The following is a 20,463-nucleotide window of genomic DNA, read 5'->3' on the forward strand; positions in this document are numbered from 1 at the left end:
ATGAACAAGCTCCTATACAAATGCTTATTGGCCGGCGGCACCGGCGCACTTTTGCTGTTGTTCGTCAGTGGCGCGCATACCGCCGACGACAATCCGCACCTCATTTCCAAGCAATCGCCGCAAGCCGGGTGTAGTAATTGCCATACGACGACGCCGGAAATCAAAGAGGACGGCATTTTACACAGCAAAAATATATCAGCCGATCAAACCACCTTTAGCAAGGACGGCGTGGCCATGTGCTCCTCGTGCCATAATCCGAACCAAGGCCACAAAGTGGGTTTGAATATCGACTTTCCGGTACCCGCCGACTTGCCGCTTAACGAGGAAAACGACATTACCTGTCTGACCTGCCACTACACGCACGGCAAGCTGGATAGCGACCGGCCGCAAGCCAGCCACAGCTTCATGGATAAACTGATGAACGCCGAAAGGCTGAAAAAAAGCTTTTTACTCCGCCGTAACAACAGCGACGGCGAGCTCTGTTTAACTTGTCACAACGTCAACTAAGGTTCCTGAAAATGAACAATACCGTTACCAAACGTCGCCAAATTTTTATCAAAAGGGATTTTCAAGGCCGTTTCATCCTCGGCGCTTTTGCACTGATATTGCTGGCCGGATTATGTTCGGCCCTACTGATTTATTGGATGACCGGCGGCGATCTGCAAGCGCAATCCCAGTCGGCGCACGCCAATATCGTTAATGCGGCGGAACGCCTGGGCGTATCGATTTTAATCGGCAACTTGGTGGCTATTTTGGTTGCCGGCGGCATTGCGGTGAGCACCGTTCTTTACGCCTCGCATAAAATCGCCGGGCCCTTATATCGCTTCGAAACACTCTGCCAAGAGGTCGGCGACGGCAAGCTTGATACCGTCACGCACTTGCGAGAAAACGATCAGCTACAGGATTTGGCGCTGTCGTTTTCGAATATGGTTGCCAAACTACGCAACCGCCGCGAGCATCGCGCACGCTTAATTGCCGAACTCAACCGGCAGATCGGTTTGTACGCCTTAAACAACGGCGACGCCCTGTCAGAAGCCCAACACCATGCCGTTGCGGCAATGGCGGCGTTGGTGACTGATTTAGAAAAACTTGAAAAATAATTACCCAAAAACCTCATGTTTAAAAATATCTCAATCAAATCTTCGCTGATCTTAATTGCTTCCGCTTTGGCATTTGCCAATCTGCTGTTTGTGTTGTCGCTGTGGCATGCATTTCAGTCCATAGACGACAACTTGCAAGCAGCAGCGCAAAAACAAAACACCTCGGACTATTTGTCTCATGTGCGTTTTCATGTCGTGCAGATTCAACAATTTCTGACCGACGTCGGCGCGACGCATGATGATGGCGGCTTTGCCGAAGCCAAAGAAAACCTGGACGCCGCATTGTTAAATCTGGACAAAGCCGAACAATCTCACCCGGCATTGCACGCGCAAGTCGAAACATTGAAGCGGGAAATTCAAGTAATGCACGATGCCGGCGTAAAGATGGCTTGGGATTACATTAAGTTGGGCACCGAAGCAGGCACCGTAACCATGAAGGCGCCGGGCTCAGGTCTTGACGACACAGCTGCCACGCTGACCGAAGAATTAATCAGAATTACCGAGCAACTTGATCGGGAGCTTGTCCTCGCCAAACAACAATTAAGTTCGTCTTTGCACGATTACAGCCTATCGCGTATTGCTTTTTCCATCGTGTTGCTACTGTTTGTGACGGTCTGTTTGAGCATGCTTTATTTCAAAATAGAGCCGCCATTGACCGAGCTGCAAAAATCGCTGTATCTGCTTAGACAGGGCGGCGGCGATTTGACCCGGCGCATTCCGCACGAAGGCAGTGACGAAGTCGGCATTATCGTCACCCAGTTCAACGAATTTTTAAGCGTGTTACATAGCCTGATGCGGCAAGTGGCGACGGAATCCAACCAGTTGAACACTGCCTCAAACCGCTTGAGCCAAATGTCCGAGCGGGTACAAGAGGATATTTTGAAACAGCAGATGGGCACGGATCAGGTCGCGGCAACGGTAACGGAACTATCCGCGACAGTGACGGAAGTGTCCAACAACACGGCTAACGCCGCGCAAACGGCGCAGAAAAGCAGCGTGGCCGCCAACCACGGCAAGGCGGTGGTGACCAATACGGTGCAATCGATTCATGCGCTGTCTAACAATATCGACAGGGCCAGCACCGTAATCGGTAATGTCGAGCAAAACTGCGTGAATGTCAGCTCGGTGCTGGATGTGATTCAGAGCATCGCCGATCAGACTAATTTATTGGCGCTCAATGCGGCGATTGAGGCCGCCAGAGCCGGCGAACAAGGCCGTGGTTTTGCGGTAGTGGCGGACGAGGTGCGGACACTGGCCAGCCGAACCCAGGATTCCACGCATGAAATTCAAGCGATGATAGAGCGCTTGCAGCAAGGCTCGCGGGAAGCGGTGAAAGCCATGTCGGAAAGCCGAAATCAGGCTAAGGAGACCGTTGAAGTCATCGAAAGTACCGGCGAGTTGCTGGATAATATCTCAAGCATGGTGGCGCAAATTTCCACGATGAATACGCATATTTCCGACGCGGTGAAAGAACAAAAAATCGTCGTCGAGCACATTAATCAAAACATCAATTCGATTAATGACGTCACCATCAACAACTCGAAGGACGCCGAGCAAACCGCGCAAGAAGCCCATCATTTGCAAAAAATCGCCGGTAATTTACACACCACGATTTCCCAATTCAAACTATAAGCCACCCAGCGCGCTATTCGGTTTGCCTGCAAGCCAATAGCGCCTTACAACTCAAAAACCTCCGCCAAGGGCAAAATCAACTCCGACAAACTCAACAGGGGCAAATCTTCCTCAACCCCAAAAACGTCGGCATTGGCATAGCGACCGTCTGCGCCCAGAAAAAAACGCTGAACATAATTTTCCAACGGGTCGATGACCACATATTCCCTCACGCCGGCACGCTCGTAGAGCGCTTTTTTTTCTCGCATATCCTTCAGCGCCGTGCTGGGGGATAAAACCTCTACCACCAAATCCGGCGCCCCGTGTATGGCTTTTTCGCCGATCTTTTCCGGGTTGCAGACCACTAACAAATCCGGTTGCACCACGTCATGCTCGGAGAGAATGACGTCCACAGGGGCGATGAAAGGCTTGCAGGGCTTACCTTTTAAAAATTGTTCCATCCGGCTAAAAACACGTCCAGCAACCGTCTGATGTTTGATGCTGGGTGCGGGACTCATATTGTAAGGAACGCCGTCGATTAACTCCCAGCGCTCGTCGTCCGGCCATCCCGTATAGTCGGCGATACTGAAGGTTTGTACCGACGCTTTAGGCACGCTATTCATTCTTCGCCCCTACTGAACATCCAGCTTAATCCAGCGCAAACGATTGGCGTTACTGACGACCGTGACCGATGACATGGCCATGGCCGCGCCGGCAATCATTGGGTTGAGTAACAAGCCAAATAACGGATACAGCAAACCGGCCGCGACCGGAATGCCGATAGTGTTGTAGAAAAATGCACCCAACAGGTTTTGCTTGATATTGGCAACCGTCAATGTCGACAGCGCCATTGCCTCGGACACCTTCAATAAGGAGCCTTGCAGCAACACAATGTCGGCGCTTTCGATAGCCACGTCGGTGCCGGTGCCAATCGCAAAACCGACATCCGCTTGCGCCAGGGCCGGCGCGTCGTTGATACCGTCACCGACCATGCCGACAATTTCGCCTTGCTGTTGCAAGGCTTTTACCACGGCGGCTTTGTCTTGTGGCAAGACTTGCGCTCGGACTTCGCTGATTCCGGCTTGCGCCGCTATCGCTTGCGCGGTGATCTCGTTGTCGCCCGTCACCATCAGCACGCGGATACCCTGCTTCCGTAATTGCCGTACCGCTGCGGCGGAATCGGGTTTAATCGGGTCTGCGACCGACACGATGCCAACCACCGAATTTTCGACGGCCAAAAACATTGGTGTCTGGCCTTTTGCCGCCAACTCGGCCATTTTATCGCGATGCTTGCTATCGTCGATGCCATGTTCCGCTAGCAACGCGGCATTGCCGAACAAACATTGCCGATCCGCGATGCGGCCGGCGATACCGTGCCCGGCCACGGCCTGAAATTTTCTGACCTTCTCCAACTTAAGCTGTTTTTGTTCGGCAGCCGCCAGTATCGCTGCGGCCAAGGGATGTTCGGACCCCGATTCCAGACTGGCGGCATACTGCAACACCTGGGCTTCGTCGACATCGCCAAAAGCGATCACTTCAGCCAGACTGGGCTTACCGGCAGTGACGGTGCCGGTCTTATCCAGAATCAGGCAAGTCAACTTGCCGGCGCTTTGCAAGGCTTCGCCTTTGCGGATCAATATACCGATTTGCGCGGCACGACCGACCGCGACCATCACCGAAATCGGCGTAGCCAAACCCAATGCGCACGGGCAAGCAATTACCAACACCGTCATCGATGTGACAAACGCATAACCCAGAGCCGGGTCTGGGCCAATACTCAACCAGATTAAAAAAGTCAGTACCGATATGCCCACCACGGTGGGGACAAATACCGCGGAAATCTTGTCCGCCAGTTTGGCAATCGCCGGTTTGCTGTTCTGCGCTTGCCGCACGCTTTGAATAATCTGCGCCAAAGCCGTATCACGGCCGATGCGGGTCGCGCTGAATAAAAAACTGCCTTGCTGATTAATCGTGCCGGCGGCGACACTGGCACCTTCGACTTTCTCAACCGGCATCGATTCGCCGGTGAGCATGGATTCGTCGATAGTCGAGTGGCCTTCCAGCACCACCCCGTCCACGGCGACTTTTTCGCCGGGTCTAACCCGTAAGGTTTCGCCCAGACCAACTTGCTCAATAGGAATATCGATCTCCTGCCCTTCGCGCACCACGCGAGCGGTACGGGGTTGCAAGCCAATCAATGCGCGTATCGCCGCCGAGGTTTTGCCCCGTGCGCGCGTTTCCAGCGCACTACCCAGATTGATGAAGGCCAAAATCACCGCAGAGGCTTCGAAATAAGCGTGCGCGGACAACGAAGGCAGCTGACTGGAATAATCGATAACGATACAGGAATACAACCACGCCGAACCGGTACCCAGCGCGATCAGGGTGTCCATATTGGCTTGCTTAACGAGCAGCAATTTCAGCGCGCTGTGAAAAAAATGTCCGCCGGAATAAAACATCACCGCCAACGTCAACAGGGCCACCTCGGACCAAAACACCGTGCCGGCGGCACTGCCCATGGCCGGAAACCAGTCCAGATGTGCGCCCAGCATCAAAGGCAGACCCAATGCGCCGGCCACGCCAGCTTTTCGCAGCAGGTCGCGATAACGCTCTTCTTCCTGCTTTTCCTCTTCACTCGGGTCTTCCAAGCCTTCCATCACCGCCGCATCGTAGCCGGCGGATTTTAAGGCCTGCTTCATGGCTTGATGATCGGGATCGCCGCCGACGGTAGCAGAGTGGTCGGCAAAATTGACGGTGACGGACGCAACCCCCGGCACCGATTGCAAGGCGGTTTCCACTGCGCTGACACAACCGGCGCAACGCATGCCGAGTATGGAAAGGCGTATTTCCTGCTGCTGATTAGTCGATTGATCTAAAGTCATGACGATTCCCAAGCAATATCGTGTTGATCCGTAGGCAAACGGCGATGCGGTTTTATTCGACCTTGAAACCGGCGTCGACAATAACGTCTTCGATTTCGTCCAAGTCGGTTTGCGCCGGATCAAATTCAACTTCGACCCGTTTGTCTTTATGCGAAGCCTGCACCGTTACCACACCGGCAATCGCCGATACTTTACTGACGATGCTGCTCTCGCAACCGCCGCATTTCATACCGCTTACTGTTAACGTTGCTGATTCGGACATGTTGATCTCCTTATGATTGAAATTAAGACTGGCCGGCCATTCTCGACTTAAACTGTTTGAACATGGTATAAGGCGCGACCTATTCGCATGATAGTGCAATGATCGGGAGCCCGTAAATAAATGACAGATTTTCTGATTGGCAGACAGCAAATTCTGGACCGCCATCTGGACACTTTCGCCTACGAGATTTTATTCAGGGGCAAAGACTTCGATCTCAGTTTGAAAGATGGTGCCGCCAACGCCACAAATCAAGTTATTACCGATACGCTGCTGGAAATCGGCCTGAACGAACTGGTCGGCCCCCACAAAGCCTTCATTAATTTCACCACGCAAAACATCCTAGACAAAACGCCGCTGCATCTGCCCAAAGAGCGTATCGTCATCGAAGTATTGGAAAGCGTGACTATCGATGACAACATTGTCGCCAACCTGAAAGAATTATCGCAGCTGGGCTATACCATCGCGCTGGACGACTTCGTCTTGTCCCCGGAGTGGCTGCCCTTGCTGGAGTTTGCCGATATTATCAAGCTGGATGTGATGGCCGACGGCCTGGACGGCACCCGGCAACTGATTGAACAGCTAAAACCCTATAAACTCAAATTGCTCGCGGAAAAAGTCGAAACGCATCAGGAGTTTGAAACCCTACGCGAATGGGGCTGCGAGCTGTTTCAAGGCTTTTTCTTCAGTAAACCCAATATTGTGGAAGGTAAACGGCTGGGTGTCAGTGAAACCGCGGCCCTCCAGTTACTGTCGGCCGTGAACAAGGCGGACGCCAGTTTTGCGGAAATCGGCAAGATTATCTCGCAAGACGTCGGGATGAGTTTTAAATTGCTGCATTATTTAAATTCCGCGTTTTTCGGCTTGCCGCAAAAAATCGAATCCATTCAGCATGCCATAGCGTGCCTGGGACTGGTCGAGATCAAACGCTGGGTGAATATTCTGGCCTTATCTTCCATGTCCGGCAAACCGTCCTCGGTGCTGCAAAACGTGCTGATCCGCGCCAAAATGTGTGAATTAATAGCGCGAGAACTTAAAGACGATCAGGAACACTATTTTCTAATCGGCATGCTGTCGGGTTTGGACAGCCTGTTGGACATGCCGGCGAACAAAGTATTGGAACAATTGCCGCTGGCGGAAGATGTTGACGATGCCATTTTGAAATATCGCGGCAACGCTGGCGAAGCGTTACAATTCTGCATCGCCTACGAGCGCTGGGAACCTGGCCTTGGCACCTTCCGCGGCATAAATCCCGAGTGTATCGCCAATATCTATCTGGAGAGCATAGACTGGTGGGCGACGCGCATTTTACCTTTCTTGGCCGCTTGAGCCATTTATCCTACCTACCGACATCATCATGAAACTGAGACTGACTTTATTCTGGCTAGGCTGTCTGTTCGCGGCCCATCTTTGCGCCACCGAATTAGGCGTGGTGACGGCAGAACAACTCATAAACATGCAGCAAAATCAGAATGCGCTGGTCGTGGATGTGCGTACCGCGCCGGAATGGCAAGCCACCGGCGTCATCGCCAACAGCCAAAAATTGGAATCCTTTGACGGCAACGGCCACTTCGACCAGGAAAAATGGCTGGCCAACTTGGAAAAACTGAAATCGTCGCCCGACCAACCGATCATTTTGGTTTGCCGTTCCGGGAATCGGAGCGGCAAGATCGGCCAAATCCTCACCGAACAGCTGGGTATGAAAAATGTCTATCATTTGTCTAACGGTATCCAGTCATGGATCAAAGACGGCCGCCCCGTTAAAGCCGATTGTTTGACTACCGCCTGTAAGTAACATGTCCCTGAACACGCTCAGTAACCAAACCATCGCGCTGGCCGGCATTGCCCAGGCCTGCTCCTTGGTGCATCAGCTTGCCGGCACCGGCACTTGTCCAAACGCCGCATTGGAAGCTAGCATCAGCAGTTTGCTGAAAATAGACGCGGACAGCGTGATTGATGTCTACGGCGGCTTGATCGGTATCGAACACGGCTTACAACAGCTCACGACCCAGCTCGGCAGCCGAGTGTTGGCCAGTCCGGAACAGGCCCGATACGCGGCACAGATTGTCTATTTGCAAAAACAGTTGAACAAACAGCCGGACATGCAAAAAACCATACAGGCCGGCGTCAGCAAGGCTCAAGCTCAAACCGAACATTTCGGCGTGCTGCATGAAAATGTGCTGGCCAATCTGGCCGATGTGTATCACAGCACCATCAGTACCCTGCAACCGCGGATCATGGTGCAAGGCGATCAGCAATATCTGGGCAACCAAAGTACTGTGAATAAAATACGCGCCTTACTGTTGGCTGGCATACGCGCCACTTTATTGTGGCGGCAATGCGGCGGCAGCCGTTGGAAGTTATTGTTCTTCCGCAAAAAAATCCAGGACGAAGCCCAGTTTTTGCTCACCCAAATCTGACGCCAACATGCCGGAACTACCCGAGGTCGAAACCAGTCGGCGCGGCATTGCGCCGCATATTACCGGGAAAACCTTTAAAACCGTGATTGTGCGTCACCCGCAGTTGCGTTGGCCGGTTCCCGAGTCCCTGACCATCGATTTGCCGGGCCAGCGTCTGGACGCTGTCGAGCGGCGCGGCAAATATTTATTACTCGGTACGGGGCGCGGCACGCTGATCCTGCATCTGGGCATGTCGGGGAATCTGCGCATCACCACACCCGAGCAAACGCTGCGCAAGCACGACCACATCGACTTCATTTTTGCCGACGATACGGTACTGCGCTTTAACGATCAGCGCCGCTTCGGCGCGGCCTTGTGGACTGCCGAAGATCCGATGTTGCATCCCTTGCTGGCCACGCTGGGGCCTGAACCGCTCTCCGCGGCATTCGACGCTAACTATTTGCGGCAGCGGGCGGCAAACCGCGCGGTGCCGATCAAATCATTGATTATGGACAACCATGTCGTGGTGGGCGTGGGGAATATTTATGCCAGCGAAGCCTTGTTCTTAGCAGGCGTACAGCCGATGCGCTGCGCCGGAGAACTGGATACGCCGGCGTGCGAAGCGTTGGTGGCGGCGATCAAAACCGTATTGCAACAAGCCATCGATAAAGGCGGCACCACGTTGCGCGACTTTAGCAATGCCGAGGGCAAGCCAGGGTATTTTAAGCAATCCCTGAATGTGTACGGTCGCGGCGGACAAGCCTGCCTGCGCTGCGAGGAACCAATTCAGCAACTCAAAATCGGCCAACGCGCCAGCTACTATTGCGGCAATTGCCAACACTAAGCCCGTTAATGCCGCCAATCGAAAACGGCGGTTACGCGATTGCCGCAACCGTGGTAGCTCAGGCTGCTGCATAAAGTCTCCAGCATGATAATGCCGCGGCCGCAATAGGCCTCATCACTCTTCCGCAAACCGATGCGCCGTCGCCAATCGAAGCCGTTGCCGCTATCGACGACTTTAACGATCAAGCGGCCACCGTATTCGGTCGCATGATGGATAAACGATAAGCGGATTTTGCCGCGCTGGAGCTGTTGCAAGCGTTCGTCCTTCATCGCATAAAAGCGCATAAAGCCCTCCGGACTGCTCTTCAGAGCCGAATCCAAGCCCAGCACGCCATGGTCCAGCGCATTCGCGAACAATTCACTGACTATCATAAAAATATCCTGGCGATAATTCTGTAAACCCTGGATTTCCATGACGGTGTTGACCATGACCGGCACCGGATTGATCAGGCGCAAACTATCGATGTCAAATTCCAGTACCTGCTTCCAGGTCGTCGCGGCGGTCCGCTGCCGGGGAAGCCGGACTTCTCGCCGCCCCCAGGGCACGCTATCGACCGCACAGCTCAAAATAACCAGGGTATTGTCATCTTTCTGAATCGCACCGCCGGTGTGCGCTTCAAGGCTGGCCTGCAAATTTTTGATGGCGTCGGATTTACTTTGCCGGATAGCATTAAGAATGCGTTCCCCGCCGAAAAGCTCACCTTCAGCATTTTCCGCCTCAAAAATGCCATCCGTGAGCAGATATAAACGCTGATTCTCGCTTACCCGATGCAGTTGCTCTTCGATGTCAATCGAAGGCTGAATACCCAGCGGAATATTCAAAGAGCGTATCACCAAAAAACTGTTGTCGGCATGATTAACTAAAAAATGCTCGGGTAGCCCGCAGGTAATGCTTTTCATCGACGACGACTCGGGATACAGCGCCACCACCGTCGCCGCCAAAAAGCGGTTGGCCGGCAACACTCGATACAGTTTGGCGTTAATTTCGGTAACGATTTCGTTAATATCGAAACCTTTCCGCGTCATGCCATAGAAAATGTCCGCCAGCGGCGTAGCGGCTATCGATGCCGACAAACCGTGGCCGGTAAAATCGCCCAACAGCACATGCAAATGATTTTCCGGGGTTTTGGCAATCAACACCAAATCGCCGTTAAACAAGGCCATCGGCGACATCACCACTTCCACGGCTTCAGTTTCCAGAAAGTCGGCTTTTAACACGTCGTTGAACAGTTTGGCCGCGACTTCATGTTCCAGGTCGGAAGTCTGCCAATAATCGAGCAACAGCGTTTTTTGCGCGTGCTCGTGCTGATATAACATGCGCAGTTTTAACGACGACCGTATTTTTAACAGCAATAAATGCTGATTGACCGGTCGACAAATGACGGCGTCGATCTCAACAGCGGCGCAATGGTCCAGCAGCGTGTCGGTTAAATCATCGGCAATCAATATGATAGGCAGGTAGGAGTCGGCTGCATCGCGCATATCGGCTACCTGCCGCCAAGGCCAATCTCGACAGGCAATAATCAGTAAATCCACCGGCGCATTTGTCAGCAGCTCCATCACCTCTTCCGCACTCGACGCCACCGCACAGCGAAAATCCTGCGCGCGCAGCACGCCTTGCAAACTATCTGCACTTGGGTTTGCTCCAGCATCCTCCAGCAAAACAACAGAGGTCTGAGCAGGCAGTGGAAATGGGCTGGGATGATTCATTCTGAAGAGTTTGCCCGGCGCTCGATGCACGCTTATTGATTTATAATTTGCGCTTCTTACACCATGCGGCTGGCTATGACGATTTTATTTTTCTCGCTAAGAGGCGTACCCACGGACGAAGCAGACGATGTTCGGCAGTTACTGGCCAACAACGATATTGAATTTTACGAAACGTCAGCAGGCAACTGGGGCATTTCCATGCCGGCTATCTGGCTTTATCAACGCGATGACGTCGATAAAGCCAGACAATTATTCAACGAATACCAACAAGAACGCGCCCTAAACCAACGCGCACTGTACCGGCAATTGAAGGCGCAAGGCGAATACCAAGGCTTTTTCCGCCACAATCTGAACAAGCCCATCCGATTTCTCGGCTATAGCGTGCTCATAGTCCTGATTTTTTACGTCTCTTTGAAATGGTTGTTCGAGCTGGGCCTAGGCCTTTGAATTGTCGTTAGTTAGACTGCAATATCGTCAACATCCGTTGGGCGTGTTCAGCCACTTCTATACCCAGGTCGGTCAGATACCCGCCGTCATGCTGGGTAACCAAACCTTTGTCGAACAGACGTTGCGCCGCCGCAATCAATACCGGCTCGGCATTGCCATGCACCTTGACACCTTCTTGTACGGACTCCAGATTGAACAAGGATAAAAATTTGATTTCCGCGACCAATTCTTCGGTTAAAAGCATGTGTTACACCCTTTGTAATAATTATTAATCTTCGCTGACCGTCGTAGTCAGCCAACTGTATACGCGCTTTACAAGCAAATCGTAATCTTGTTGATAGCCGTGATCCTCGCCATCCATTTTTATCTGCCGATACACCGGATTATCTTTACCGGCCATACGCCGTTGCCGGGCGCTATCGAGCACTGCCGGTAAATCAAACTCGGCATACACATCCAAACAAGGCAATTGCACTTTTTTAATCAAATCGAGGCTTTGCGCCTGTGTTGCAGTGGTTTGCGGCACGGGCAAACTAATCGATACCAGCGCCGTCACGTCATTGGGTTTATCGGCAAGCCTGGACGTGGCCATCAAAGCGCCCATGCCGTAGCCGACAATTGCGATATGTTTCGCACCGTTTTTCAGCAGATGCTCCACAGCCGCATCAATGCGTCCACGTGCTTCTTCGAACAGCGGGTAATAGTCTTCAGCCTGCGCGCCGCTTTCCCTGATAGGCATTTGTAAGGCAAGCGTCGCCCAATTATGCATCGGTAACGTGGTTCGCAAGCGATGAATCAAGGGCTTGGCATCGGGATGTTCGCCCATATCGTGCAGTACGATTGCCACCTGGCTGTTGTCGGTCTTTTCGGCTTCCGAGAAGAGCGCCAGAAAGGTTTTGTCGGCGGATTTCAACCAAGTCGCCTGCCCCATGGACAATTGTTGCTGAATAGCCGCAGCAAAGTCCTGCTCTCTGCGGCTATCGGTCGCAAACACCGATGTCGAAACTAGCAATAATGCCGCAAATAACGACGCATTGCGCATAGTGAACACTAACCTTTGCTGTAAAAACCGCTAAAGGTATAACGCTCATGGATATGCCGCAACAGCACCATAATCACCGACGCCACCGGCAAGGCCAACAAGACGCCTAAAAACCCGAACAGCTGACCACCCGCCAGTACAGCAAACATCACTGCTACCGGATGTAAACCGATTTTGTTTCCGACCAACCACGGCGTCAACAGCATGCCTTCCATACTCTGACCCACCGCAAAAACGATCAACACCGGCAATAAATGCATCGCATCCTGAAATTGCAGCAAGGCCGCGATGCAGGCAAAGACGATACCGGTAATAGCGCCCATATAAGGCACGAAACTGACCAAACCAGCCAGCATACCGATCACCAGGGCCAGTTCCAGATCCACCAACCACAAGCCGACGCTGTAAATCACGCCAAGCGCCAGCATCACATAAAACTGGCCGCGCATGAACGCACCCAACACCACGTCGGCCTCGCCGGCTAGTTTGGCGACAGTGCCGGCAACGCGGCGTGGAAACAAATCGTGGATTCGCGCCACTAAGTCGTCCCAATCGCGCAGTAAATAGAAGGTAATCACCGGAATCAACACCAGATTCATCACCCAACCAACGATCACCGCACCGGAATGGGAGACCGATTGAATCAGGTTCTCGGCAACGCCGTCGCCGTCTTGCCAATGGCTCTTGATCAGATTAATCAATTGATCTTCGCGCAACGGTCTAATCGTGCGTCCCAGATATTTTTGCAAAACCGGCACGACCGATTTGTTTATCCAGTTTAAATAAGACGGCAGTTTGTCGATGAATTCGCTGATTTGATATTCCAGGGCAGGAATGATGACGATCAGCAGCGCCGCTATCGAAAAAATGATGCCGGAAAACACCACCATGACTGCCAGCGTCCGATTTAAACGCCAACCGCGGAATTGCAAAGTTTCCAGCCTATCCACAACAGGATCGCCGAGGTAAGCGAGAATGGCCGCAAACGCAAAAGGCATCAGCACCGGCGCCAACACATACAATAGGCCGCCGAAAGCCAGTATAAAGGCCAGTACAAACCATTTTTGCGAATCGTTCATCTCTACCATCATGCGACCTTATTGCTTGGCTTGTTTACGGGCTTTCCAAACTTCCAGGACTATCGGCAAGACCGAAATCAGCACGATGCCTAACACCACTAACTCAAAGTTTTTCTTCACCAGCGGAATATTGCCGAAGAAATAGCCGGCAAACACGCAAATCAACACCCACGCCACTCCGCCGATAATGTTATACAAAATGAAAGTGCTGTAAGGCATTTTCCCTATCCCGGCCACGAACGGCGCAAAGGTTCGCACGATAGGCACAAAGCGCGCCAGTACGATAGTTTTACCGCCGTAGGTATCGTAGAACGCCTGGGCGCGGTCAAGATGTTCGCGGTTTACCCAACTGAGCGAATAGGCGCGTTGACCAATGCTGCGACCTATCCAATAGTTGACGGTATCGCCCAGCACCGCCGCAGCTCCCAAGACGCCGAGCAATATCGGCAGATTGAAAGCATCCATCGCCACGAAGGCACCGGCGGCAAACAACAGGGAGTCACCGGGCAAAAACGGCATCACTACAAAACCGGTCTCGACAAAAATCACTAAAAACAAAATGGCATAGGTCAGCGTACCGTAGTCGCTGATGATATTGGCCAAATGTTTATCGATGTGTAGCAGAATGTCGGTCAAATAGTTTAGCCAGTCCATGTTTTACTCGTTTGGTTGAAAAATCTCGGTCAATAATATCTGCTACCGATCACAGCTTTTCGGCGCGCTAGAAGAAATAAGCCGCTACTGCCCCGCTTATCAGAGCAAGTGCCGCCGCCAGCAACCATACCCACAGTTTAGGCTTACCGGATTTTTGCTCGTAAGGCACGCCTTCGATGCGCGCATTCACTGCTTTCAATTTACCGCCCGTATCACGGGCGACTTCATAAAACAACACATCGCCGCGCACCGGACGGCGAGCCATGCCTTTTAAAGAGGAAATATGTACAAAAATATCTTTGTCGCCGTTATCCGGCTGAATAAAGCCAAAACCTCTATCGTCTTTCCAGGTTTTTAAAACACCTTTCAGGATGGTCGTATCCGCCATCTTTTCACCTCTAGTTAATTATTATTTTTGTGTATTTTGTCTGAAAAATCCCGAAAACATAAAACCCGGCCTGGGCGCTTTTGATCGATTACGCCGCCTGACTTTGCGATTCCCGGTAAACCTGGCATCCGCTACTACGATGCGTTAGCTGTTTTACCAGCCAACGTGCCTGGCAAACGGCAGACGGTATTGCCGGTTCTGTTTGGATGGTTAATTTGCGAAGAAGACGACGACCACACCCGGCGTCGATATTCATAAAAGCACTGACAAATCGGCTAACGAAATCTTTCACCGCTAACCGATCAATGGGAGACAAGGCGACGTTTCCAGCTATCGCGCAAAACGCCGCCTTTGATTAAAATTTCTTGTCAATCAAAACCTTATCATCGATAACCAGCTTCGACACGCCTCCCAATGCCAAATGCAGGGTGCAGGATGCGGTTTTGAAGTTAGAGTCTTTCTCGCCTACCCATTCCATCGTGACATAGGTCGTTTTATCGGTATCGGTTTTGGACGGGAAATACACTTGGGTACCGGTTTTGTTTTCGATCAATTTCGGACATTTTTGGTTAGCCATTTCCTGCATGGCTACCAACGTGCGGATTTGCGCAGCGGCCTCTTTTTCCTCGTTGGATTGATCCTTGCTGACACCCACCAAGATAAAACCGGCTACAAACACCCCCACCACAGCGATCATCAATTTCTGTGTTTCACCCATTGTTGCTCTCCTCTGTTTTGTAGTTATTTTTTCGGCGAATCCGAATTGTTACCCTTCGGATTCTATGCCAATCGACCGGTATCGGCAATGCGCCTGACAAAAGCCTTACTGCGGATCCACCTGCGCAATCCAATCGCCTAAATTATAGTAGTTGGTGATGCGCGCGACTTTACCGTCGCGAATATCGAAAAACGCGCCGGCCGGCAAACGATAAGTTTGGCCGTTGGCTTCCGGCAGACCTTCGTCGGTATTCAGATATTCGCCCAATACCACAAACTCCGCTGCGCCGCGGGTGCCGTCTTCGTTAGCCATGATCACCATATCCACCAACTGTTCTTTGTAGTGGTGATTCATTTTTTTCATGAACTCGCCGAAAGCGGCCTTGCCTTGCTCGCGGTCGCCCTGGTTGATGTCATGTACCACATCGTCGGTCAACAAGCTCAGAAAGGTATCCATGTCGCCGCTGTTGAATGCTTGATAGTACTGTTCGATAAGTTTTTTTGCTTGTTGCATAGTGGTATTGGTGCCTGGATTAAAAACCGGCAATTCTGCCAGAAGCCCGGTTTTTTTTCAGCTTAAAATTCCACGCCCTGCTCGGCTTTGATGCCTGCGGCAAAAGCGTGTTTGATTCGGGTCATCTCGGTGACCGTGTCGGCTGCTTCGATGACTTCCGGTGCCGCATTGCGGCCGGTCATCACCAAGTGTAGCCAGGTGGGTTTATCGTTTTTGATGAAATCGGCGATTTCCTGGCCGCTGATCCAACCATAGCCGCAGCAGTAATTGATTTCGTCGAGGATTACCAAATCAAACTCTTCGGAGAGAATTTTTTGTTTGGCAAACTCCCAAATTTCCCGGCTGGTTTTAATATCTTGTTCCGGATTCTTGGTATCCCAGGTAAAACCATCGCCCAAGGCATGCCACTCGATTTCTTCGAATCGCGTCGCCGCCCGTTGCTCGCCGGTTTGCCACTGGCCTTTGATGAATTGAATCACGCAGACCTTCATGCCCCACCCGGCGGCGCGGAATACCATGCCAAACGCACTTGAGGACTTCCCCTTACCTTCGCCGGTGTGTACCAGTACGACACCGTGCCTTCTATCTCTGGTTTTCATTAATTATGCTTCTCTGGCCGATTTAGCAGCCGCTCGTTCAAATTGGCCGGGCATTGTAACAACTTCGTAGCTGCTAAGAGACAGAAGCAGGAATGCCGTACCGCAACCGGTCAGGCGAAGGGCAAAGCCGCAGTGAAGAATACTTTTGCCGCGCCTGCTTAAAGGCAATGGCGTGTCGATCTAGCCCAGGCACGACTTGCGCCGTACGGAATAGCCCAACGTATGCAATCCGGCAACAAAAGTCCAAAACGCGGCAGGTAACGGCACGGGGGCGTAGCTAAAACCGCTGCCGCTCAGCAGCTGATAACGGCTATCGGCAATACCGAGATACACCAAACCGGTGTTCCCGAAATTAGCGGACGACTGGGTCAGAGTAGGTTTGAAATAGCTACTGGCGCCCGCGCCGACTTCCAGAAAAGCATCCAGTGAAATCAAGGTATTGACCGGCAGCGAAAATGTCGCCACACCGGTACACGACGCCAGCCATGAACAACTGAAGCTGCGCGGTGTATAACCATTTTCCGTGAAAGAAATACTGTCACCCGTACTTAGTTGCACAGCACCGCTGGCGGCCGCGGTGCCGGACAATGCTCCCGACACCAAATAAGTCAAAGTCAGATCGATATTTCGACCGCTGGGGCCCACCAACTTGAAGTTATCGGCAAATGACACCCTGCTGCTGGCGCTGGCGACATTCGCGGCATAGGCTGTCGCACTGGCACTGGCACTGGCTTTCATTACGCCGGGAGTGACAAAACCGCCGGCGGCGGAGCGGTACGTCTCAACGTAACTACCCGGCCCGCCCGCATTGGGTACTTGATACAACGCATCGACCGTAGACGATGAAGGGCTATTGATGTTGTTTAACACCTTGGAATCCGCATCGTAGGACTGACTGCCATAAGCGGCGTTCGCACTGGCGATCACGGTCAACGATGTGGTGTACGCAGCTGCTGTTGGTGCATAAGCCAACACTGCACAAAGCGCCAGCAAAGACGGGAAGCGATTCATAAAAGCCCTCTAATTGATTAACGTTGTTAAAAATGGTGGATGTCACAACTACCGGCCAAGCTCAAAACGAGTGCCGGTGCGCTTAAACGCTACTTGGGAAATCAGAAAAGTTTCAGATACCGGCCGCAGCGGCTCATTGCCGACGCACCGCTCCGATTAGCGCCAATAATGCCGATCCGAAAAGCCAAGCCGAGGCTGGCAACGGCACTTGAGAAATCCCTGAAACGTTTGCGTAAGCATGAGTGGTAACCTTGAAGGATACCCGCCCTGTACTCGTGGTAGGCAGCGTGACCGATAAAGTGCCAGCGGCCTGGTTCGGCAAACTACCGACGAAACTGGCATTAAGGAACAGATCCTTACGGCTGGACAAAGATCGGTTGGGATCACCGAAATCGTTTACCACCAGCAACACCCAGGCCGCCGCCACATCATTGGTCCCGCTGCCAGGCACCAAACCGATATTCATGCTGTAGTCGACCGAGAAGGTTGTCGCACCGCTTCCGGAACCGGTGAAGCTGCCGGTGCGATAACTTTCGGTGGTCACCGCGTCGCCGAATGCTGGATCTATATCCTGGGAATAGCTGTGCAAAATATTTGAATCGACATCGGCTTTCGAGGTAAGCGAGCGTATCCCACTCCCCGTTTGTAAGCTGGCCAACGGCGTCACCCAATCCGATGAATAGGTGCCTTCGCCGTAAGGCGTGTCCATGCGCGTATCCACGCGCGAAGATTTATCGTACCAAGCAATTCCCGCATTGGTGCTGGTTCCCGAAGTCACTCTCAAGGTATTCCAGTCAACGGTAACCTCGGCAGTTGCATTCGCACTCGCGACGGCATTTGTATTGAAGGCCATCAGATTGAGGATGGACAGGGTTAGTAAAGCAGTTTTGACTTTCATAATATTTCCTTTGGAAATGCGAAGCGTGGCTTTACCGGTCAGTTCGAATTTCTAAACGAACTGAAATCGGTAGCATAAATAAAGGGCTACTCACTTGGACCAATGGCCAGATAACTGCAAAATACATCGACATCGGTTTCCAAACCGGTTTCGGTATTGGCTGCCGAAATGGCTATCAGGTCTCGGCCACCAGCCGCACCACCCGGAACGTACTCGATAGACCACGGAACAAACGTGGTACCGGCGTTTGGCATACCTTCGGCGGAATAGATACTAACGGTTACATCAGGTCTGACCGAAAAAGGTGGCACACTGGCCCAGAGCAATCGGGTATGCGCGCCGCCCTCGCCTGGTGTCATGTTTTCCGTACCGCTGACGATTTGGGTGTTATTGATATTCAGAACTTGCTGGGTCATGGCTAATACTCCATCTTTTTGGTATTTAATTAAGTAACCATATAGATACCATTTAGATTTTTTTGCGTCAATCGTAAATTATTGGTTTTATTTCGGTACTATTTCACAGACTTTTTTCCTAAAACGGAGATTTCGTGTCCATCCTAGTATTAGCCAGCTATGTCCATGCTCATTGCCTGAACGTTGAGCGCTTGCCTTGTTCGGGCGAATCCTTGCAAGCAACCGGCATGATTGAGGAACACGGCGGCAAAGGCTTGAATGTTGGCATAGCCGCGCATAGGCTTGGCGCTGAGGTGGCAATGCTATTGCCGCTGGGAATGGACTCGGCGGCGGATGAAGTAATCGAGCTCATCAAGAACGCGGGCATGAACAGCCGCTGGCTGCTGAAAACAGGACCGCAATCCGGTTTTGGCGTGGGCTTCATTAGCCCGACCGGCGAGAACTTCCTGGCAGTCTATCCGGGCGCCAACACGCTGCTGAAAGAGGAACACGTCGAACAAGCCCTGGTCTCCCTGCCCCATCTAAAACTGATTTACGCCCAATTCGAAATCCCGGAAGCACCGATCCACAGAGCCTTCCAGATCGCTGGTCAGCGTGGTATCCGCACTATGCTGAACCCCTCGCCCTGGCGGCAACCTGATCCCGGCTTGTTAAAGCTGACCGATATTTTGGTGGTAAACGAAACCGAAGCCGCTGCATTATTCGGCCTAAGCAACAATGTGATCAGCCTGGCGCAGTGGCTGAGTAACTTATCCAAGTGGGCGCAACAAATTGCCTGGTCCGGGGAACTACTGGTGGTCACACTGGGTGAGGCGGGATGCGTGGCGTTAACGAAAGACGTGGTTCTTCACCAACCGGCTTGGCCAATAGCCGCACTGGACGCCACCGGCGCCGGCGACGCATTCAGCGCCGGTCTGGCAACTGCCTTGCTGAATAACCTGAGTTTAACCGAGGCTTTGAGACTAGCTAGTGCCAGCGGTGCCTGGGTTGCCAAGCATCATGGCGTATTGGGGTGCTTGCCGACACCAGCCGAGATTAATCATTTTATAAAAACCAATCCAATACCAAAATTAGTCTAGTTCGGCCGGATCTTCAGATTGACCCGGTAGGTATAGGCGTCGCCGCGAAACGTGCCTTCGACATACTCCACAATCTGCCCGTTGTCGGCGTAGGTCTTGCGCTTCAACAACAAGCAGGGACCCGGCTGGTCAAACCCGAATACGGCCGCTTCCACGTCATCGCTGAGTACCGCTTCGATGGATTGTTCAGCGTGCACCAAGCCCAAGCCACATTGGAGCTCAAGGTATTGATAAGCGGAGCCTTCGCCGTTCCAATCAGCCAAAGCCGGCGCTACCGTTAGATCGTACCAAGCCACTTCGCGCGATAGCGGCATACCGTCTCCCAAGCGCACCCTTACCAAACGTAGAAATCGCGTAGACGCCGGACGATTAAAAATAGACGCGATAGTTCTATCGACGACAATCTGGTGATCGAGAATTTGCGTGGATGGCGTGATACCCAGCTCGCGCATTTCTTCGGTAAAGCCTTTCAGCTTACCCATCTCCGGATTGATCCGCGACGGCGGCGCCTTAACGGTAACGCCGGCCCGGCCATGGGTGGCAATACAATCCTGAGCTCGCAATTCTTCGTAACAACGCCGCACCGTGGTGCGGCTCAGATCCAACGCTTCCGCTAATGCCCGTTCGGATGGCAGGCTAATACCGTCACCAAGCTCGCCGGACTGAATCATATCGGTAATACGTCTTTGCAGTTGCTTGTAGACAGGCTCGGAAATCGCGGTATTCGGGCGAATCTTCTCAATGAAAGCACTGCTGTCATTGGCGGCGGAAGTATCGGATTTTATTTCGATATGGCTGGAAGCACTGGAAGACAT

General features: G+C 52.4%; 25 protein-coding genes. 9 read left to right on the forward strand and 16 right to left on the reverse strand.

The window, feature by feature from the left end; all coding sequences use genetic code 11:
* Genes JWZ98_RS15570 through JWZ98_RS15580 form a run of 3 tightly spaced genes read left to right on the forward strand, consistent with a single transcriptional unit; the run spans position 1 to position 2,732 of the window.
* Entirely contained in the window at positions 1–507 is a 507-nt protein-coding gene (locus tag JWZ98_RS15570) for a cytochrome c3 family protein (protein ID WP_033155403.1), read from the forward strand.
* Between the two features lie 11 nt (positions 508–518).
* On the forward strand, positions 519–1,100 hold the full coding sequence (locus tag JWZ98_RS15575) for a hypothetical protein (RefSeq protein WP_033155404.1): 582 nt from the start codon (positions 519–521) through the stop codon (positions 1,098–1,100).
* A gap of 15 nt (positions 1,101–1,115) precedes the next feature.
* Positions 1,116–2,732: a methyl-accepting chemotaxis protein gene (locus tag JWZ98_RS15580; protein WP_205450781.1), complete on the forward strand. Its 1,617-nt coding sequence runs from the start codon at positions 1,116–1,118 to the stop codon at positions 2,730–2,732.
* A gap of 44 nt (positions 2,733–2,776) precedes the next feature.
* Here the strand turns inward: JWZ98_RS15580 and JWZ98_RS15585 are convergent, their stop codons facing one another.
* Genes JWZ98_RS15585 through JWZ98_RS15595 form a run of 3 tightly spaced genes read right to left on the reverse strand, consistent with a single transcriptional unit; the run spans position 2,777 to position 5,855 of the window.
* Complete coding sequence (locus JWZ98_RS15585) at positions 2,777–3,334, reverse strand: Uma2 family endonuclease (protein ID WP_101055124.1); 558 nt, start codon at positions 3,332–3,334, stop codon at positions 2,777–2,779.
* Positions 3,335–3,343: 9 nt separating this feature from the next.
* Positions 3,344–5,593 (reverse strand): heavy metal translocating P-type ATPase, encoded by a 2,250-nt coding sequence (locus JWZ98_RS15590; protein WP_205450782.1) that lies wholly within the window; start codon positions 5,591–5,593, stop codon positions 3,344–3,346.
* A gap of 52 nt (positions 5,594–5,645) precedes the next feature.
* On the reverse strand, positions 5,646–5,855 hold the full coding sequence (locus JWZ98_RS15595) for a heavy-metal-associated domain-containing protein (protein WP_192396183.1): 210 nt from the start codon (positions 5,853–5,855) through the stop codon (positions 5,646–5,648).
* A gap of 120 nt (positions 5,856–5,975) precedes the next feature.
* On the opposite strand from JWZ98_RS15595, the gene JWZ98_RS15600 reads away from it, so the two are divergent.
* Genes JWZ98_RS15600 through mutM form a run of 4 tightly spaced genes read left to right on the forward strand, consistent with a single transcriptional unit; the run spans position 5,976 to position 9,095 of the window.
* Entirely contained in the window at positions 5,976–7,181 is a 1,206-nt protein-coding gene (locus tag JWZ98_RS15600; protein WP_205450783.1) for an HDOD domain-containing protein, read from the forward strand.
* Positions 7,182–7,209: 28 nt separating this feature from the next.
* On the forward strand, positions 7,210–7,647 hold the full coding sequence (locus JWZ98_RS15605; RefSeq protein ID WP_205450784.1) for a rhodanese-like domain-containing protein: 438 nt from the start codon (positions 7,210–7,212) through the stop codon (positions 7,645–7,647).
* A 1-nt stretch (position 7,648) separates the two neighbouring features.
* Entirely contained in the window at positions 7,649–8,272 is a 624-nt protein-coding gene (gene hflD / locus JWZ98_RS15610; RefSeq protein ID WP_171695979.1) for a high frequency lysogenization protein HflD, read from the forward strand.
* Between the two features lie 7 nt (positions 8,273–8,279).
* Positions 8,280–9,095: a bifunctional DNA-formamidopyrimidine glycosylase/DNA-(apurinic or apyrimidinic site) lyase gene (gene mutM / locus JWZ98_RS15615; protein WP_205450785.1), complete on the forward strand. Its 816-nt coding sequence runs from the start codon at positions 8,280–8,282 to the stop codon at positions 9,093–9,095.
* A 5-nt stretch (positions 9,096–9,100) separates the two neighbouring features.
* On the opposite strand, the gene JWZ98_RS15620 is transcribed toward mutM, so the two are convergent.
* Positions 9,101–10,804 (reverse strand): fused response regulator/phosphatase, encoded by a 1,704-nt coding sequence (locus tag JWZ98_RS15620; RefSeq protein WP_205450786.1) that lies wholly within the window; start codon positions 10,802–10,804, stop codon positions 9,101–9,103.
* Between the two features lie 75 nt (positions 10,805–10,879).
* On the opposite strand from JWZ98_RS15620, the gene JWZ98_RS15625 reads away from it, so the two are divergent.
* Positions 10,880–11,251 (forward strand): DUF6164 family protein, encoded by a 372-nt coding sequence (locus JWZ98_RS15625; protein ID WP_205450787.1) that lies wholly within the window; start codon positions 10,880–10,882, stop codon positions 11,249–11,251.
* A 7-nt stretch (positions 11,252–11,258) separates the two neighbouring features.
* On the opposite strand, the gene JWZ98_RS15630 is transcribed toward JWZ98_RS15625, so the two are convergent.
* From JWZ98_RS15630 to JWZ98_RS15680, 11 genes are all read right to left on the reverse strand, one after another.
* Positions 11,259–11,495, reverse strand: a complete 237-nt coding sequence (locus JWZ98_RS15630) for a TIGR02647 family protein (RefSeq protein WP_171695983.1) — start codon at positions 11,493–11,495, stop codon at positions 11,259–11,261.
* Between the two features lie 24 nt (positions 11,496–11,519).
* Positions 11,520–12,293: a DUF3530 family protein gene (locus tag JWZ98_RS15635; protein WP_240348013.1), complete on the reverse strand. Its 774-nt coding sequence runs from the start codon at positions 12,291–12,293 to the stop codon at positions 11,520–11,522.
* An 8-nt stretch (positions 12,294–12,301) separates the two neighbouring features.
* Positions 12,302–13,372 carry an AI-2E family transporter gene (locus tag JWZ98_RS15640; RefSeq protein ID WP_033155782.1) on the reverse strand — a complete coding sequence of 357 codons (1,071 nt, stop codon included), beginning with the start codon at positions 13,370–13,372 and terminating at the stop codon, positions 12,302–12,304.
* 18 nt (positions 13,373–13,390) lie between these two features.
* On the reverse strand, positions 13,391–14,026 hold the full coding sequence (locus JWZ98_RS15645; protein ID WP_205450789.1) for a DedA family protein: 636 nt from the start codon (positions 14,024–14,026) through the stop codon (positions 13,391–13,393).
* Between the two features lie 67 nt (positions 14,027–14,093).
* Complete coding sequence (locus tag JWZ98_RS15650; protein ID WP_051669653.1) at positions 14,094–14,414, reverse strand: cold shock domain-containing protein; 321 nt, start codon at positions 14,412–14,414, stop codon at positions 14,094–14,096.
* Between the two features lie 355 nt (positions 14,415–14,769).
* Positions 14,770–15,132, reverse strand: a complete 363-nt coding sequence (locus JWZ98_RS15655; protein ID WP_033155415.1) for a hypothetical protein — start codon at positions 15,130–15,132, stop codon at positions 14,770–14,772.
* Between the two features lie 105 nt (positions 15,133–15,237).
* A complete protein-coding gene (locus tag JWZ98_RS15660; protein ID WP_064007374.1) occupies positions 15,238–15,645 on the reverse strand; it encodes a ketosteroid isomerase-related protein in 408 nt (135 codons plus the stop codon).
* Between the two features lie 62 nt (positions 15,646–15,707).
* Entirely contained in the window at positions 15,708–16,244 is a 537-nt protein-coding gene (cobO, locus tag JWZ98_RS15665; protein WP_033155417.1) for a cob(I)yrinic acid a,c-diamide adenosyltransferase, read from the reverse strand.
* A gap of 180 nt (positions 16,245–16,424) precedes the next feature.
* Complete coding sequence (locus tag JWZ98_RS15670) at positions 16,425–17,255, reverse strand: hypothetical protein (protein ID WP_205450790.1); 831 nt, start codon at positions 17,253–17,255, stop codon at positions 16,425–16,427.
* A gap of 133 nt (positions 17,256–17,388) precedes the next feature.
* The gene (locus JWZ98_RS15675; RefSeq protein WP_101055111.1) at positions 17,389–18,153 is read right to left on the reverse strand and encodes a VPLPA-CTERM sorting domain-containing protein; all 765 of its coding nucleotides are present in this window, start codon (positions 18,151–18,153) and stop codon (positions 17,389–17,391) included.
* An 86-nt stretch (positions 18,154–18,239) separates the two neighbouring features.
* The gene (locus tag JWZ98_RS15680) at positions 18,240–18,569 is read right to left on the reverse strand and encodes a hypothetical protein (RefSeq protein ID WP_205450791.1); all 330 of its coding nucleotides are present in this window, start codon (positions 18,567–18,569) and stop codon (positions 18,240–18,242) included.
* 134 nt (positions 18,570–18,703) lie between these two features.
* Here JWZ98_RS15680 and JWZ98_RS15685 point away from each other — a divergent pair, with 134 nt between their 5' ends.
* On the forward strand, positions 18,704–19,648 hold the full coding sequence (locus tag JWZ98_RS15685; RefSeq protein WP_205450792.1) for a ribokinase: 945 nt from the start codon (positions 18,704–18,706) through the stop codon (positions 19,646–19,648).
* Here the strand turns inward: JWZ98_RS15685 and JWZ98_RS15690 are convergent.
* Positions 19,645–20,463, reverse strand: coding sequence for a GntR family transcriptional regulator (locus tag JWZ98_RS15690; protein ID WP_205450793.1), 819 nt, complete (start codon positions 20,461–20,463; stop codon positions 19,645–19,647). The two genes, JWZ98_RS15685 and JWZ98_RS15690, sit on opposite strands and share 4 nt — an antisense overlap.

The sequence above is a fragment of the Methylomonas sp. EFPC1 genome, assembly GCF_016925515.1.
Taxonomy (GTDB): Bacteria; Pseudomonadota; Gammaproteobacteria; order Methylococcales; family Methylomonadaceae; genus Methylomonas; species Methylomonas defluvii.